General features: G+C 72.5%; 17 protein-coding genes. 10 read left to right on the top strand and 7 right to left on the bottom strand.

Going from position 1 to position 15,347, the window contains the following annotated elements; all coding sequences use genetic code 11:
• The first annotated feature begins 5 nt into the window (after nt 1-5).
• Genes ASG83_RS08560 through ASG83_RS08570 form a run of 3 tightly spaced genes read left to right on the top strand, consistent with a single transcriptional unit; the run spans nt 6 to nt 1,311 of the window.
• Nucleotides 6-455 carry a hypothetical protein gene (locus ASG83_RS08560; protein WP_055859972.1) on the top strand — a complete coding sequence of 150 codons (450 nt, stop codon included), beginning with the start codon at nt 6-8 and terminating at the stop codon, nt 453-455.
• Nucleotides 456-466: 11 nt separating this feature from the next.
• A complete protein-coding gene (locus tag ASG83_RS08565; protein WP_055859975.1) occupies nt 467-775 on the top strand; it encodes a DUF1905 domain-containing protein in 309 nt (102 codons plus the stop codon).
• Entirely contained in the window at nt 772-1,311 is a 540-nt protein-coding gene (locus tag ASG83_RS08570) for a DUF1697 domain-containing protein (protein WP_055859979.1), read from the top strand. Before ASG83_RS08565 ends, ASG83_RS08570 begins: the two co-directional genes overlap by 4 nt.
• On the opposite strand, the gene ASG83_RS08575 is transcribed toward ASG83_RS08570, so the two are convergent.
• Together ASG83_RS08575 and ASG83_RS08580 are read right to left on the bottom strand one after the other, a co-directional pair.
• Complete coding sequence (locus ASG83_RS08575; protein WP_055859982.1) at nt 1,308-2,237, bottom strand: SDR family oxidoreductase; 930 nt, start codon at nt 2,235-2,237, stop codon at nt 1,308-1,310. The genes ASG83_RS08570 and ASG83_RS08575 overlap by 4 nt on opposite strands.
• A 167-nt stretch (nt 2,238-2,404) precedes the next feature.
• Nucleotides 2,405-2,953 carry a type 1 glutamine amidotransferase domain-containing protein gene (locus tag ASG83_RS08580; RefSeq protein WP_055859986.1) on the bottom strand — a complete coding sequence of 183 codons (549 nt, stop codon included), beginning with the start codon at nt 2,951-2,953 and terminating at the stop codon, nt 2,405-2,407.
• A 131-nt stretch (nt 2,954-3,084) separates the two neighbouring features.
• Between ASG83_RS08580 and ASG83_RS08585 the strand changes: the two genes are divergently transcribed.
• A complete protein-coding gene (locus tag ASG83_RS08585; RefSeq protein ID WP_055859989.1) occupies nt 3,085-3,678 on the top strand; it encodes an RNA polymerase sigma factor in 594 nt (197 codons plus the stop codon).
• Nucleotide 3,679: 1 nt separating this feature from the next.
• Nucleotides 3,680-3,943, top strand: a 264-nt coding sequence (locus ASG83_RS13215) for a hypothetical protein (RefSeq protein WP_235460142.1), incomplete at its 3' end; no start/stop codon positions are given.
• Between the two features lie 621 nt (nt 3,944-4,564).
• On the opposite strand, the gene ASG83_RS08595 is transcribed toward ASG83_RS13215, so the two are convergent.
• Nucleotides 4,565-5,518 (bottom strand): homocysteine S-methyltransferase family protein, encoded by a 954-nt coding sequence (locus ASG83_RS08595; RefSeq protein ID WP_055859996.1) that lies wholly within the window; start codon nt 5,516-5,518, stop codon nt 4,565-4,567.
• Nucleotides 5,519-5,796: 278 nt separating this feature from the next.
• On the opposite strand from ASG83_RS08595, the gene ASG83_RS08600 reads away from it, so the two are divergent.
• Both ASG83_RS08600 and ASG83_RS08605 read left to right on the top strand, forming a co-directional pair.
• Nucleotides 5,797-8,154: a glycosyltransferase gene (locus tag ASG83_RS08600; protein WP_055859999.1), complete on the top strand. Its 2,358-nt coding sequence runs from the start codon at nt 5,797-5,799 to the stop codon at nt 8,152-8,154.
• Nucleotides 8,151-10,124, top strand: a complete 1,974-nt coding sequence (locus ASG83_RS08605) for a bifunctional diguanylate cyclase/phosphodiesterase (protein ID WP_055860001.1) — start codon at nt 8,151-8,153, stop codon at nt 10,122-10,124. The genes ASG83_RS08600 and ASG83_RS08605 overlap by 4 nt, the downstream gene beginning before the upstream one ends.
• Before the next feature lie 30 nt (nt 10,125-10,154).
• On the opposite strand, the gene ASG83_RS08610 is transcribed toward ASG83_RS08605, so the two are convergent.
• Complete coding sequence (locus tag ASG83_RS08610) at nt 10,155-11,114, bottom strand: NYN domain-containing protein (RefSeq protein WP_055860004.1); 960 nt, start codon at nt 11,112-11,114, stop codon at nt 10,155-10,157.
• A 95-nt stretch (nt 11,115-11,209) separates the two neighbouring features.
• On the bottom strand, nt 11,210-11,887 hold the full coding sequence (locus ASG83_RS08615) for a cold shock and DUF1294 domain-containing protein (protein WP_162242506.1): 678 nt from the start codon (nt 11,885-11,887) through the stop codon (nt 11,210-11,212).
• A gap of 130 nt (nt 11,888-12,017) precedes the next feature.
• On the opposite strand from ASG83_RS08615, the gene ASG83_RS08620 reads away from it, so the two are divergent.
• Nucleotides 12,018-12,560, top strand: a complete 543-nt coding sequence (locus ASG83_RS08620) for a hypothetical protein (RefSeq protein WP_055860010.1) — start codon at nt 12,018-12,020, stop codon at nt 12,558-12,560.
• Entirely contained in the window at nt 12,560-13,135 is a 576-nt protein-coding gene (locus tag ASG83_RS08625; protein ID WP_156711061.1) for a luciferase family protein, read from the top strand. Before ASG83_RS08620 ends, ASG83_RS08625 begins: the two co-directional genes overlap by 1 nt.
• A 6-nt stretch (nt 13,136-13,141) precedes the next feature.
• On the opposite strand, the gene ASG83_RS08630 is transcribed toward ASG83_RS08625, so the two are convergent.
• Entirely contained in the window at nt 13,142-14,170 is a 1,029-nt protein-coding gene (locus tag ASG83_RS08630; protein ID WP_055860016.1) for an NAD(P)-dependent oxidoreductase, read from the bottom strand.
• A 161-nt stretch (nt 14,171-14,331) separates the two neighbouring features.
• Here ASG83_RS08630 and ASG83_RS08635 point away from each other — a divergent pair, with 161 nt between their 5' ends.
• A complete protein-coding gene (locus tag ASG83_RS08635) occupies nt 14,332-14,856 on the top strand; it encodes an SRPBCC family protein (RefSeq protein ID WP_055860019.1) in 525 nt (174 codons plus the stop codon).
• 76 nt (nt 14,857-14,932) lie between these two features.
• Here the strand turns inward: ASG83_RS08635 and ASG83_RS08640 are convergent, their stop codons facing one another.
• A complete protein-coding gene (locus ASG83_RS08640; RefSeq protein WP_055860023.1) occupies nt 14,933-15,295 on the bottom strand; it encodes a hypothetical protein in 363 nt (120 codons plus the stop codon).
• Between the last annotated feature and the right edge of the window lie 52 nt (nt 15,296-15,347).

Below are 15,347 nucleotides of genomic sequence, written 5' to 3' on the forward strand. Positions count from 1 at the left end.
GCCCCATGAAGCCGGAGCACAGGACGAAGCCGTGGCCGCGCAGCGTCGTGTTCGGCATCGTCTCCGTGCTCGCCGGAGCGCTCGTCGGTGGCGTGACCATGCTCGTCGTGGTCGACCCGGCGAGCGCGCTCGTGTTCGCGACCATGGGCATGGTCGCCGGCGCCGTGCTCGGGTTCGTCGGGGTCATCGGCGCCGTCGTCGGCGGCTGGCTCGTCGCCACCCGCACGACCAGCCTCGCGCTGCGCGGGCTCGGCGTGGCTGTCGGGGCATCCGTCCCCCTCGGCGCCGTCGCCGCCGGCATCGGCGTCGAACCCTTCTCCGCAGGCATCCTCACGGCCGTCATCATCGCGAGCCTCACGGTCTCCGCCCTCGCGCCGTGGCCAGGCGGCTTCGCCCGGCTGGCCGCCGACGATCGCGGCTTCACGGGCGAGGCCGCGCCCGATCTCGCGAGCTGATGGGGCCGCGCATGTCCGTCGCTTTCGACTTCGAGGCCGCGCTCTTCGAGTGGAGCGGCAACGCCGCCTGGCACTTCGTCGCCGTGCCCGAGCCGATCAGCGACGAGATCGCTGCGCGCACCGAAGGGTTCACGACGGGTTTCGGCAGCGTGCGGGTGCGCGTGCGCATCGGCAGCACCGAGTGGGCGACGAGCGTCTTTCCCGACTCCAAGACGGGCTGCTACCTCCTGCCCGTGAAGAAGGCCGTGCGCCAGGCCGAGGGCCTCACCGCCGGATCGACGGCGCGCGTGCACCTCGAGCTCGCGGAGGTGCGCACGTGAGCACGCACGCCTTCCTCCTCCGCGCCGTGAACGTCGGCGGCACGGCGAAGCTCCCCATGGCCGAGCTCCGCGCCCTCGCCGCTGAGCTCGGAGCCACCGACGTCACCACCTACATCGCCTCCGGCAATCTGCTCGCCACGCCGCCCGGCCCGCCCCCCGAGTTCGCCGCAGCCCTGTCGGCGGCCATCGAGCAGCGTTACGGCTTCTCGCGCGAGGTCATCGTGCGCGACGCCGCCGCCCTCCGTGCGGCGCTCGCCGAGCATCCGTTCGAGGTCACGGATGCTGCGCGCTCGTTCGTCGCGCCCCTCACCGCCGCCCCCGATCCGGCCGCGATCGCGGCAGCTGCCTCCGTGCCCACGGTCGACGACCAGTGGGCGATCATCGGCGACGACCTGCACGTGCGCTACGAGAACGGCGCGGGCCGCGCGCAGCTCGACCTCGCCCGCCTGCTTCGCGTGCTCGGCGTCACCGGCACGGCGCGCAACCTCCGGACGATCGAGGCCCTGATCAGGATGATGGAGCCGAGCGGGCGTTAGGCGTACCTGACGCCCGTCATCCGCTCCGACTCGCTCCAGAGCAGGTCGCCGACGCCCGGCTCGAGCGCGCCCGCGGGCACCTCGGCGTGCGTAGTACCGCCGCGCAGCTCGCGCCGGCCGTTCGGGCCGTAGTAGCCGCCCGGCTCGACGTCGGGCGCGGTCGCGGCGTAGATCGAGGGGCGGGCGCCGTCGGCTCCGGTCTGGCCGACGAGCAGCGAGAGCTTCATCGCCCACTGCGGGATCGGCTTCTTGCCGAACCGCGGACCGTTCGAGGCGAGGTTCGTCGTGCTGAAGCCCGGGTGCGCCGTGACCGAGGTGAGGCCCCAGCCGTGGGCGACCGAGCGCGCCTGCAGCTCGCGGCCGAACACGAGGTTCGCGAGCTTCGTCATCGAGTACACGCGCCATGCGTCGTAGGGCGTCTCGCCGGCCATCGCCTCGCGGGTGATGCGCCCGGGGCGCGCCGCGATGCTCGCGGTCGACACGACGCGCGCCTCGACGGCGGCGCGCAGAGCCGGCAGCAGCAGTCCGGTGAGGGCGAACGGCCCGAGGTGGTTGGTGCCGAACTGGAGCTCGAAGCCGTCGGCGGTCTCGAGGCGCTCGGGCACCGCCATGACTCCGGCGTTGTTGACGAGGATGTCGAGGGGGCGCGACTCCGCGACGACCTGCGCCGCGAACGCGCGGACGCTGTCGAGCGACGCGAGATCGAGCGACCGCACCTCGAGCGTGCCGCGGGGCGAGCGCGCGAGGAGCTCGCGGCGAGCATCCGCCCCCTTCGTCTCATCGCGGGAGGTCATGATGACGTCCGCGCCGGCGGCGGCGAGAGCGCCGGAGATCTCGAGGCCGAGGCCGCTGTTCGCTCCCGTCACGATGGCGAGGCGACCCGTCAGGTCGGGGAGCAGGCGGTCGAGTGCGGGGGTGCGAGGCATGCGTCATTCCTATCGACGGCCGCTGGGAGAAGGTCGGCGCGCGACAGACGACGGGCGAGGGTCGATGGGGCGCGGATGCCCGGCGCGGGCAGTGCGAAGGGCCCGGCGCCACCGCACCGAGCCCTCCGCCGTCTGTGCCCCCGGCTCGCTCGCCGGGGGAGCGGCACCTACGCGTGCTGACCCGCGTGGGCGCCCTCGCTGATCTCCTCGACGACCTTCGCGCAGAACGCGGGCAGGTCGGCCGGGGTGCGGCTCGAGACGAGACCCTGATCGGTCACGACCTCCTCGTCGACCCAGCGCGCGCCGGCGTTGAGGAGGTCGGTGCGCAGCGACGGGTAGCTCGTGATCTCGCGGTCGCGCACGGCGTCGGCCTCGATGAGGATCCACGCGCCGTGGCAGATGACGCCGATCGGCTTGCCCTGCTCGACGAAGCGCTTCGTGAACGCCACGGCGTCCGCGTCCATGCGCAGGTGGTCGGCGTTCACGACGCCGCCGGGGAGCACGAGCGCGTCGAAGTCGTCGGCCGAGACGTTCGCGACCGATGCGTCGACGGACTGCGAGTGGCCCTTCTTGCCCTGAATCGAGCCGTCCTTCGGCGACACGAGCGTGGGCGTCGCGCCGGCGTCGCTCACGGCCTGCCAGGGGGCGGTGAGCTCGCTGTCCTCGTATCCGTCGGTGAGCAGGAAGGCCACGGTGCGACCGGTGATGTCTGCCATGAGATCGTCTCCTTCGGTTCGATGCGTCGGCCACGCTAACGACCGCGACCGGCGGCCGGGGCGCATTGCCAGGTGGCATCAAGGCGGCGGACACGCGGCGTCCAGGCGCGAGATTTCGTAGGGTGGACCGCATGTCAGTCGAGGTGCGGCCGGGGGATGCCACCTTCGCCACGATCCTCGCCGCAGCCCAGGCCGGTGAGTCGTGGGCCTTCACGCACCTCTGGGTCGAGCACGCTCCGGCCGTCGCCGCCTTCCTGCGCGCCCGCGGGTCGCGCGAGAGCGACGACCTCACGAGCGAGGTCTTCCTCGTCGTCGTCGAGCGCATCGGCGAGTTCCGGGGCGATCGAGCCGCCTTCCGCTCGTTCGTGTTCTCGATCGCCTACCGTCGCCTCGTCGATGAGCTGCGGATGCGATCGCGGCGCGGCGAGGCGGAGGAGTGGACGAGCGAGATCGACCCGCGGCGGGCATCCAGCGCCGAGGACGAGGCGACCTCGCGACTCGGCGATCGCGACGCGCTCGCGCTGCTCGACGGCCTCGCCCCCGACCAGCGCGACGTCATGGTGCTGCGCGTCGTCGCCGACCTGACCGTCGAGCAGGTCGCCGAGGTTCTCGGCAAGCGCGTCGGGGCGGTCAAAGCGCTGCAGCGGCGAGCGCTCGAGAATCTCAGAAAGAAAGTTGCGCATACCCGTACCCCTGCGAGCCCTTCGGACGATAGCGATGAGTGAGATGAGCAAGCGGATCAGCGACCACGACATCGAGCGACTGCTCGCAGGGTCGACCCCCGAGGGTCGACCCGAGCTCGCCGTCGTGGCCGCCTCCCTCGCGGAGTTCCGTGCGGTCGCTCACGAGGCCGTGCCGCAGCCGTCGGCTGCGCTGCTGGCCCGCCTCGACCTCCCCGCCTCCGTCGGAGCGGCGAGTGTCGCGGTCTCAGTGGCAGGTGCCACCGCGCTCCTGCCGCAGTCCGTCACCAGTACGGCCGCTCCGGGTGATNCCGCCAAGATCGCCGCCGGCACGGGGGCGCTCGCGCTCAGCCTCGCCGGCGTCGGAGCAGCGGGGGCGCTGCCCGGCCCGCTGCAGGAGGCCTTCGACTCGGCCGTCACGACGACCGTCGAGGAGGACACCACCGAGGACGTCGTCGTCGACGATGAGGTCGTCGAGGACGAGGTCGTCGAGGACGACGCCGAGGGCGCGGACGATGAGACGCTGCCCGTCGGCAGCGACGAGTTCAGCGACTGGGTCACGGAGGGCGCGCAGGCGGACGACAAGGTCGGTGCCGAGTTCGGCGCCGAGGTGTCGGAGCAGGCGCAGGAGCTCCGCGAGGAGAAGGCCGCCGAGCGCGGCGCCGCTCCCGAGACGCCCGGCGACGAGGCGGAGGACGACGCGGAGGACTCCACCGAGGACGACGCGGACGACTCCACCGCGGACGACGCGGCGGACGACGCCGCGGAGACCGGCAAGGGCGGCAAGCCGTAACGGCCGCACCCCGCAGACTGACGCGCTGCTGCTGACCGCGCGCGTCACGGGCGGTCCGTCTCGATTCGGGTTCGAGGCGGACCGCCCTCCTGATGTCCGGAGCGGGACGGCGGATCGCTTGCTCGGGTCGCCCCCGCCTCAGCGCGAGTCGAAGAGCGGAGCGCAGGCCGCCCCGATCGCGTCGATGTGACGCTCGTCGGTGCCGCAGCATCCGCCCAGGATCGTCAGGCGGGGGAGCACTCGCGTGAGCGCCGCGCAGCGCGCCGCGAGATCCTCCGGGCCGCCGGCGTCGAGCTCCTCCGCCTCGTCGAGCTCGGCGTGGCTCCTCGTCGACGCGTTCGCGCGGATGCCCCTCACCCGCCCGAACGCCGTGTCGGGCTCGTCGACCGCCGCGGCGACGTGCGTGGGGTGGGCGCAGTTGATCATGAAGTACGAGGCGCTGCCGCCCGTCGCCTCGTCGGTCGCGACGATCGCCTCGCTCAGAGACTCCCCCGACGGCAGGCGGCCGTCCGTCTCGACGGTGAACGAGATGACGACGGGCACCCCGGCGTCGCGGGCGGCGAGCACGATGCCCGTCGCCTCGGCGGCGGAGGTCATCGTGATCGCGGTCACGAGGTCCGCCTCGGCCGCGGCGAGGGAGCGCACCTGCGGGCCGTGGTAGTCGGCGGCGTCCTCTGCGGTCATCGCCTCCTCCAGGATGTAGCCGTCGCCGCGCGGGCCGATGCATCCGCTCACGACGATCGGCACCGCCGCGCCGCGATGCCGCTCGCGCACGCCGCGCACCTGGGCGATCGCGTCGCGATTGACCGCATCCAGCCCCTCGGCGTCGTACCCGAGCAGGGCGCCCCAGTCGGGGTTCGCCCGCCACGTCGCCGACTCGAGCACGAGGCCCGCTCCGTGGCGCGCGGCGACGGCGACGTAGGCGTCGAAGTAGTCATCCAGCGCTCGACGGCCCTCGGCCGTCTCCAGGAGCGGGAACGCGGCGAAGTGCGGCAGCTCGAAGCCGTCGAGGAAGATGAGGCTCGTCTCGATCCCGCCGTCGGTGAGGAACAGGCGGCCGTCGAGCTGGGGGAGTGCGGATGGGGGTGTCACGGCGCTCCGGCGGGTTCCGGTGGCGGCGACCGGGCGGGCGCCGACCCCAGGTCTAGCGGCGCGACGCGGGGTCGTCAAGAGCGCCGTCAGTGCTCGCGATGTTCGCATTGCGCACGCCGGAGGGCCCGGCCGGACGGTCTACCCCCGCGCACGGGTCGCGGGCGCCGCGGGCGCGTTGACAGTCTGAACCCGAAGTTCCGGACGACGCCCGACGGACAGACCCCTCGGGAGAGCTCGCGTCGTCCGTGGCGGCTGCATGACTGTCCGGGGGGTACAGGATGCTCGAGCTCTGGTGGTGGCCGGGTCCGGCGGTGATCGCTGCGGTGGTGCTGATGACGGTCGTCGGGCTGGGCGCGCTCGCCCGACGGCGACCCGACCTCGCCCGCCGGCCGATCATGCTGCTGACTCTCGCGACCTCGATCGGGTACCTCGTCTGGCGCATCGGCTTCACGCTGCCCGAGCCCGGGGGCTGGGGCTTCGTCGCCGGCGTGACCCTGCTCGTCGCCGAGATCGTCGGGCTCACCCAGGTCGTCTCGGCGGTCGTGCTCGCCTGGCGGCCCTCGCTGCTGCCGACTCCCGATATCGACGCACTGGCCTCGCCGCCGAGCGTCGACGTCTTCATCGCCACCTACGACGAGCCGCTCGCCGTGCTCGAGCCGACGCTCGCCGGTGCGATGGGAATCCGCTACCCGGGCGCCGTCACCGTCTACGTCTGCGACGACGGCAGCCGCCCCGCCGTGCGCGCTCTCGCCGAGCGCTACGGAGCCGTGCACCTCCAGCGCGAGATCCACGACCACGCGAAGGCCGGCAACCTCAACAACGCCCTCGCGCACTCCACGGGCGAGCTCATCGTCACGCTCGACGCCGACATGATCCCGCGCGCCGACTTCCTGGAGCGCACCGTCGGCTACTTCGTCGACGAGCGGCTCGCCTACGCGCAGGCCCCGCAGGCCTTCCACAACGAGGACCCGTTCCAGTACAACCTCTTCTCGGGGGCGGCGCTGCCCAACGAGCAGGACCTCTTCATGCGCGGCATGCAGGCCGGCAAGTCGCGCTTCAACGCCGTCATGTACGTCGGCAGCAACACGGTCTTCCGTCGAACGGCGCTCGCCGACATCGGCGGCTTCGCGACGGGCGTCATCACCGAGGACATGGCCACGGGGATGCTCCTCCAAGCCGCCGGCTGGCGCTCGACCTTCGTGCCGCACCTCGTCGCGGCCGGGCTCGCGCCCGAGAGCTTCGCCGACCTGCTGGTGCAGCGCACCCGCTGGAGCCGGGGGAACATCCAGACCACCCGGCGCTGGAACCCGCTCACGATGCCCGGCCTCACCCCGATGCAACGCTGGCTCTACACCGACGGCATCGTGTACTGGCACTTCGGCATCCTGAAGCTCGTCTTCATCCTCGCCCCGCTCGTGTGGCTTCTCGGCGGCGTCTCGATCGTGCAGACCGACATCCCCTCGGTCGCCGTCGTCTGGCTGCCCTACTTCGCGGCCTCGCTCGTGAGCATGAGCGTCATCTCGGAGGGCCGGCGCAGCTTCACCTGGACCCACGTCTACGAGGTCGCGATGGCCCCGACGATCGCGCTCGCCGTGATCGCCGAATGGGTGGGGCTCAGCCAGAAGGCGTTCGCCGTCACACCGAAGGGCGTCTCGACCTCCTCGTTCGCGTTCGGCCTCCGCGTCGCCGTGCCGCACCTGGTGCTGCTGGGCCTGTCGGTGCTGGGGCTGCTCACCGCCTTCGTCCTCGCGCCCGAGCGCTACTCGATCGACTCGCTCATCGTCACGGTCTTCTGGACGATCTACAACATGGTCGGCCTCGTCTTCGCCGTCCTCGTCTGCCTCGAGCGCCCGCGCCCGCGCCGGCAGGAGCGCACGCGCGTCGACGCGACGCTCACCGCCGAGCTGTGGCCCGGATGCCGGATCCCCGGCCGCACGCTCGACCTGAGCGTGGGCGGCGCGCGCCTGCTGCTGCCGTGGACGGACGACTTCCAGCAGGAGGACGCGCTCGCCGCGATGCTCCCGTCGCCCACGATCGACATCGACGGCATCGGCGCGCTCGCCGGCCGGGTCCGCCGCGTCGAGGGCGGCGACGAGGGGCTCGAGGTCGGGTGGGAGTTCTCGGAGCTCGACCCGAACGCGATGGTCCGCCTCATCGCCCTCATCTCGAGCTCGCCCGACTGGATCGGCACCGACCTCGAGACCGACGCCTCGCTCCGCCGGTCGCTCTCGCGCACGCTCCGCGGCGTCGCGAGCCCGCGCCCGCAGCACGCCCGTCACGAGTACCGGATGTCCGCCGACGACACCCTGCGTCTCATCCGTTCCGAGAGCATGCGTCCGCGATCGCGGCGCGCCCGCGGCGATGCCGCGAGCCTCCCGGCCCAGCTCGTCGACCTCAGCGCGAGCGGCTGCCAGATCCTCTCCCGGGCCTCGCTGCAGCCGGGAGAGCGAGTGCGCCTCGAGCTCGACTCGGTCGCGGGGGCCTCGGTCGAGGCGGTCGTGCGCTGGACCCAGCGGCAGGGCATCCTCATCGCCGCCGGCCTGCAGTTCGTGGACGCCCCGAGCGCGGCCGAAGCGCCGGCCGAGCCCGACGACGCCGCGACCGGGCGCGCGGCGAGCGAGCGGGTGAGCTCGTGACCGGGCTCGCGACCGGTGTCGGGCCCGCGCTCCTCGCCAAGGCGCTCGAGACGGTTTCCGAGGGCTCGCTCATCACCGACGCCGAGCGCCGCACGGTGTACGCGAACTCCGCCTTCACGACGATCACCGGCTACCGGCCGGAGGAGATCATCGGCACGAACTGCAGGTTCCTCCAGGGCCCGGAGACGTCGCCGGAGACCGTCGACCGGATCCGCGCGGCGCTGGACGCCGGCGAGACCTTCCAGGGCGAGATCCTCAACTACCGCGCCGACGGCCGCCCATTCTGGAACCATCTGACGATCACGCCGCTGCACGACGAGACGGGGGCGATCACGCACTTCGTGAGCGTGCAGCGCGACATCACCGACATCGTCGACGAGCGCGACAAGCTCTCGTTCGACGCCAACCACGACGCCCTCACGGGCCTGCCGAACCGGGCGGCGCTGCGGCGGCACACGGCCCGCGAGCTCGAGGGCGCCCGCGAGACCGGAACGGCGATCGCCGTGATCCTCATCGATCTCGACCTGTTCAAGCAGGTCAACGACCAGCACGGCCACGCGATGGGCGACGTCGTCCTCATCGAGTTCGCCGCGCGCATCCAGACCCTCGTGCGCCGCGGCGACTTCGTCGCGCGCCTCGGCGGCGACGAGTTCGTCATCGTGCTCTCCGACCTGCCGCCGTCGGGCGGCGCGAGCCGCCTTCCCGAGGTGCTGCGCCGCATCCACCAGGCGGTCGAGCGGCCGTTCCCGCTCGACGGAGCCGAGGCCGTCATCGGACTGAGCGCCGGCATCGCTCTCTACCCCGACCACGGGTCGACCGCGGCCGACCTCTACCGCGCGAGCGACGAGGCGCTCTACCTCGCCAAGGGCCGTACCCCCGGCGATGACTGGTGGGTCGCCGCGGGCGCCCCCGACGACGACCGCGAGCCGCCCGCCGCCGAGCGCGCCGTGGCCGCCCTCGGCCCCGCCGGCGGCGACGAGCGCGGCGTGCTCGAGATCGGTCGGCTCGAGATGCACTTCCAGCCGATCGTCGACCTCGACACCGGCGCGGTGCGGTCGGTCGAATCGCTCGCCCGGGTGCGGATGCCCGACGGGCGCCTTCTCTCGCCCGACCAGTTCCTGCCGTTCTGCTCCGACCACGAGCTCGCCGAGCTGTTCCGGCGCGGGCTCGACCAGACGCTCGCGCAGCTCGCCCGCTGGCAGGAGGAGGGCATCGAGCTCTCGGCGTCCGTCAACATCCCGCCCGAGATCCTGAGCGACGGCGACGTCGCCGCGACCGTCGCGCGCACCCTCGCCAAGCACGGCGTCCCCGCCGAGCGGCTGAGCCTCGAGCTGCTCGAGTCGGGGTCCTTGAGCCTCACCGAGAGCGATCGCAACGTCGGCGAGCTCGTGCAGCTCGGTGTGCGCATCCACCTCGATGATGTGAGCTCGGGGTTCAGCACCCTCAAGCGGATGACCGAGCTGCCGTTCGACGTGATCAAGGTCGATCGGCGCATCTTCGACGCGTCGCGCGTGCGCCCGCTGCACGTCATCACACTGCTCGCGGCGATCATCCGGCTCGGGCGCGACTTCGGGTACGGCGTCGTCGTCGAGGGTATCGAGGATGTCGAGCGGCTCGAGGTCAGCACGATCCTCGGCGCCGGGCGCGGACAGGGTTACCTGTTCGCGCGCCCGCTGCCCGCCGCGGAGGTGAGCGCGTGGCTCGCCGGGTTCGCCCCGCCCCATGCGCCCGACGTCATCACGACTCCGCTCGGAGCGCTCGCCTTCCACTGGGCGGCGGCCAACGAGCAGGGGCGCCTCCTGCCCCCGCTCGAGGAGTGCCCGCTCACGGCGTTCGCGGCCGGCGTCGACGAGCGGCTCGCGGCCATCCACGCCGAGTGCCACCTCATGGGCGGCGACCGGAACCCGGCGGGCACGGCGCTCAGCGAAGCGCTAGTCGACCTCGTGTGCGCGGAGGGCAGCCGGCTCTGACCGACTCGGCGACGGCTGCCTCTGCTGCCGCTACCGCTGGCGGAGCCGGATCATGCGCACCTGGTTCGACTCGTCGAGCGCCGCGATCGAGTTGCGCGACTTCACGAACTCCGAGAACGAGCCGAAGCCGAGCGCCTTCTCGTTGAACGACGGGTCGAGGCGCACCATGAGGTTCTTGACCTCCGAGGCGTGCACCCACTCGCTGTCGACCTCGCGCTCGTGCGCCTGCTGCAGGGCGCGCATGAGCAGCTTCGTCCAGGTCTTCTGCGACGCGCTCGACACCGACGCGCTCGCGGCCGGCCCGCTCGAGGACGCCCGGCGCGTCGTCGACTTCTTCGGGGCGTCCTTCGCCGGAGCCTCGGTCGCCGCCGGGGACTCGACGGCGTCGTCGAGCTCGGCGGCGATGTGCTTCGCGGGGCGGATGCCCGGCATCGAGTCGTAGTCGGCGAACTCGTTGCACGCCGCGGCGAGCGACTTGCTCGTGCCCCCGGCGACGCCGACGCCGACGACGTACCGCCCGAGCCGCTTCGCGCGCTGGGCGAGCGGGATGTAGTCGCTGTCGCCGGCGGCGATCACGACGTGGGTGATGTCGGGCAACCGGAAGAGGTCCTCGATGACGTCGACGGCGAGGCGGATGTCGGCCCCGTTCTTCATCTGCGCCGTGGCGGGGAAGAGCTGGGTGAGGTCGACGGCGCGCTCCATGAGCTGGCCCTGGTAGCTCGCGTTGACCCCGACCGACCAGTCGGCGTAGGCGCGGCTGACGACGACGTCGCCGAACGAGGTCGCGTAGTCGAGGATGGCGCTGATGTCGACGGTCGCGGCGCGGATCTTCGCCAGCTGCTCCTCGCTCGCGCCGGTGAGACCCGGGCCGAGGCGATAGACGTTGTCCTTGCGCCAGGCGCCGCGGCCGTGCACCTGGTCGTAGCGCGAGATGACGATGTTGTCGAAGTCGATGTAGACCGCGACGCGGTTCTCCGGATTCCCGGCCATGCGGTCCCCTCTCGGTGGGGTCGGTGTCGCCGACCCGCTGCGCCCATCCTGTCAGGCGGGTGCTCGCCGCGAGCGCCGACCGCGCCCCGCACCGCTCAGAACGGCCCGGGGAGCCCGAGCAGCGGGATGCCGTCGATGGGGACGACGAGCACCGCGAGAGCGAGCATGTTGAGCGCGACGATGCTCCAGAACACGGCGCGGAAGCCGGGCTTCACGGTCTTGTGCCGCCAGAGGTGCTGGGCGACGATCGCGCCGGGCCAGCCGCCGGCGAAGGCGACGAGGTGCAGCGTCGATTCGGGGGTGCGCCACCCGCCCGTCATCGCGTTGCGCTTGTCGCTCCAGTAGAGCAGCGCCGAGGCGAGGCTGAGGCCGCCGTACAGCGCGATGACCCACGCGGGCATCTCCCACACGAGGAGCCCGAGCGCGAGCACCGTCACGAGCGTGCCGACGCTCAGCACGTCGACGAAGACGCGGCCGACCGAGGCCGCCCCCCGCTGCCGCCCCCGCGCGAGCCCGTCGCTGCGGGGCATGGCCGCGGCCCGGGCGACGCCCTCGATCTCGGCGTCGACGGCCTGCGCCCGCCCGGTGTCGTCGACGCGGATCGCGAAGCGCACGCGGTCGCCGTCAGCGGGGCGCCGCTCGAGCGGGCCGAAGGCGGAGACGTGGACGAAGACCTTGGGCCCGGGCGCGTCGCGCCGGATGAAGCCGAAGCCCCGGTCGTCGTTCCACCGCACGAGCACCCCGGTGTGCCTGGCGGTCGAGGACGGAGTCATCCGGCCACTTTCGCACATCCCACGCACACCTCGATCCGCAGGGCAAGCCTCTCCCCATGCTGACGGATCCTCTGTACAGTGAACGTCACGACGATCCTTGAGCGATCGTCACACACAGCACGGGGGCAATATGCACGGCACGGCACAGCACGGCTCGACGGCACACCAGCACGCGGTCACCCACGGGGCGACGGATGCCCGCGATCACTCCCGCCATCGGCAGCGGCCGATCGCGCTCGCGGTCACGATCGCGGCTCTCGGCCTCCTCGCGGGCTGCAGCCCCGCCGTCGCGGAGCAGAGGGCGCCCGTCTTCGCCTCCACCGAATCGCGCTCCGACGAGGCCGTCACCGCGGCGTGCTGGCGCGTCGCGAACGCGATGAGCCTCGCCACCAACGCGCAGCGCGGGGTCGAGGCGGGGCGCTGGGCCGCGGCCGAGGCCGACGGGGCCTACCGGGCCGCCGCGCGCATCCTCGACTACATCCCCGTTCCCACGAGCTCGCCCGTCGCCCTGCCGCTCATCGCGCTGCAGGAGCTCGTCGACGCCCCCGGCGCGCGCGAGGGCGGCGCGGGCCTCGACCCCGCCGACCCCGTCTGGCAGAGCACGATCGAGCGCGTCCTCGCCTCCTGCGTCGCCGAGGGCGTGCCCGTCGAGATCGACGAGTGGTCGTCGTGATGGCCTCCCTCGTCCTTCCGCGCGCCGGCCGTGCTCCCGTCGTCGACGACGACGGCCCGGTCTGGCAGCTCGATCAGCGATCGGTTCCGACCACCTGGGTCGCGGTGTGGGATGCCCTGCGCGGCGTCCCCGGCGTCACCGCAGGCCCCTCCGCGGTCGGCGAGCCCGGCTCGCGCGCGGTGCTCGTCCCCTCGGTGATCAGCCCCGAGCCCGGCACCTCGTTCTCCGAGGGGGGTCGGCCGCTCGAGCCCGCGCACCTGCACAGCCCCGCCGACACGAGCCTGCACATCGTGCTGCCGCTCGAGCGCGTGGCCCTCGTCGTCGCGCAGGGCTGGGCGATCCCGTGCCCGCGCGCCGTGCACGGCACCGAGCTGATCCTGTTCGGCCCGCGCGACGAGGCCGAGCTCGAGGTCGTGACCGCCCTCGCTCGCGAGAGCGTTCGCTGGTCGCTCGCGCGCAATGGCGTCACCGTGTTCGGGCGCCGCGGGGTCGCCGAGACCGCTCTCCGGAGCACCGCGGGCGCTCCGAGCGTCGCGGGCGCGGCGAGCCCCGTGGTCGCGACTCTCGCAGGCTGAACCCGGTCAGCGCGCGAGCAGACGGTCCTCCGCGTCGTAGTCGAACCAGCCCGAGGCGCCGTAGCGCGTCGCGAGGGCCGGGAACCGTTCGCGCCAGTCGGCGTCGCGGACCGCATCGAGCATCCAGTCGACGGCGGAGCCGATGGTGGCGCGGTGCGAGCCGACGGGCTCGTAGTCGAGCTCGTCGCGCGCGGCCTCCATCGAGAGCACGACGGGCCTCGGCACCGCCCACGGGTGGCCGCCGACGCCGTCGACGGGAGCGCCGTCGAGCAGCACGAACTCGGCCGATCGCCCGAGATGCGCGAGCACGGCCTGGCCGATCTCGAGCACCGTCGGTGCAGGGTCGTCGACCGCGTTGAGCACGCGCCGCCCCGGCCGCTCGCCGGCGAGACGGACGAGCTCGGCGACGTTGACGCTCGCGCTCGTGCTGAAGCGGCTCTCGCCGCGGTGGGCGAGCGGGATCCGCTCGCGGCCGTCGAGCGCGCGCTTGATGAAGAACCACTCCCGCAGCGCCGGCGAGTGCGGGCCGTGGATCGCCCCGGGGCGGAGGATCGTCACCGGCAGGCCGTCGATCGCCAGCAGCGCGCGCTCGAGGGCCGCCTTCCGCGCCGAGTAGCCCTCGTCGTCGCTCTCGACGGTGGCGTGCTCCTCGGTGACCGGCACCGGGAGCACGGGGAAGTCCTCCTCGCCCGTCGCGACATCCAGCCAGGTGCCGTTCTCGCCCCGATAGACGGATGCCGTCGAGATCACGACGACCGACCCCACGTCCCCCACGAGGCGGCCGTGGATCGCGGCGTCGGCCGGGGCGAAGGCGAGGCAGTCCAGCACGAGGTCGGCGCCGCGGCAGAGGTCGACCACGGCGTCGGCGTCGGCGCGATCGAGGATCGCGGTCTCCGCCGAGTCGAGCACGCCGCTCGGCAGCGGGCGCTCGCCGCGGTGCGCGATCGTCACCGACCAGCCGTCGTCGAGCAGGGTGCGGGCGCTCGCGGCGCCCAATTGTCCGGTTCCTCCCAGGATGACCGCGTGTCGGCTCATGGGCCCGAGCCTACGGGGGTGACCGGGCCCGGCGTCGGGTTCGCGCCGAGCTCAGAGGCTGTCAACCCCCTTCTGACGCCTTCTCGCCGTGCCTACCGTGGCTGACGCATCACACCACCCGACCGGCGCACCCGCGTCACCCGGGTCAGAGGGAGGTCATCATGACGAGCACCATCCATGCAGATGTCGTTGTCGACGTTCCCGTCGGCGTCGCGTACGACCAGTGGACCCAGTTCGAGTCCTTCCCGGACTTCCTGAGCGGCGTCGACAGCGTTCGCCAGATCGACGACACGAAGCTCCACTGGGTCGTCTCCGTCGGCGGCGTCGAGCGCGAGTTCGATGCGACCATCACCGAGCAGCGCCCGGACGAGGTCATCGCCTGGCGCAGCACCGAGGGCGAGATCCACTCGGGCCGCGTCGTCTTCACGGCCGAGAGCGCGGAGACCACGCGCATCGACGTCGAGATGGGCTGGGAGCCCCACGGCCTCGTCGAGAAGGTCGGCGCGGCGCTCAACATCGACGAGGCGCAGGTGAAGAGCGACCTGCGCGACTTCAAGCGACTGATCGAGGAGCGCGGGACGCCCGACGGCGCCTGGCGCGGCGAGGTCCACGGCGGCAGCGTCGCCGATCGCGACAGCGGCCCGGCTCACGACACCGGCTTCGACGACCGCCCGAGCATGCTCTAGCAGTCGAGGACCCGTGCCCCGCGAATGACGAAGGGCCCCGCCGCGGCGGGGCCCTTCGTGTCGCACCATCCGACTATCAGTCGTCGAGCGGGCGGTCCTTGCGCTTCACGCTCGAGTGGCGGGCGTGGTGCATGCCCGCGAGACGCGAGTCCTCGGTGAGGTCGAGACCGTGCGTGCTCGCCGCGGCGATCGCCATCTGCTCGAGCCACTCGCGGTCGATCTCGGGGTGGCGGCTGCCGCTGTAGCGGAAGTACATCGGGATCGACGCGTCGATCCAGATGGCGCTGCGGCCGTCGCCGACGGAGGGGGAGTCGCGCCAGCTGAAGAAGAAGTTCTCCCCGCGGCGAAGCTTGGCTGACATGACGATCTGCACGTGCGCCAGCACACGATCGTCGAACTGGATCTCCATCGAAGGGGATCCGTAAATGAGTGCACCCATGATGGTGCTCCTTCCACTGCGCGGGGGGGTCGTGCGCAAGAAGTGAAAACCT

Source organism: Yonghaparkia sp. Soil809 (assembly GCF_001429705.1).
Lineage (GTDB): Bacteria > Actinomycetota > Actinomycetes > Actinomycetales > Microbacteriaceae > Microcella.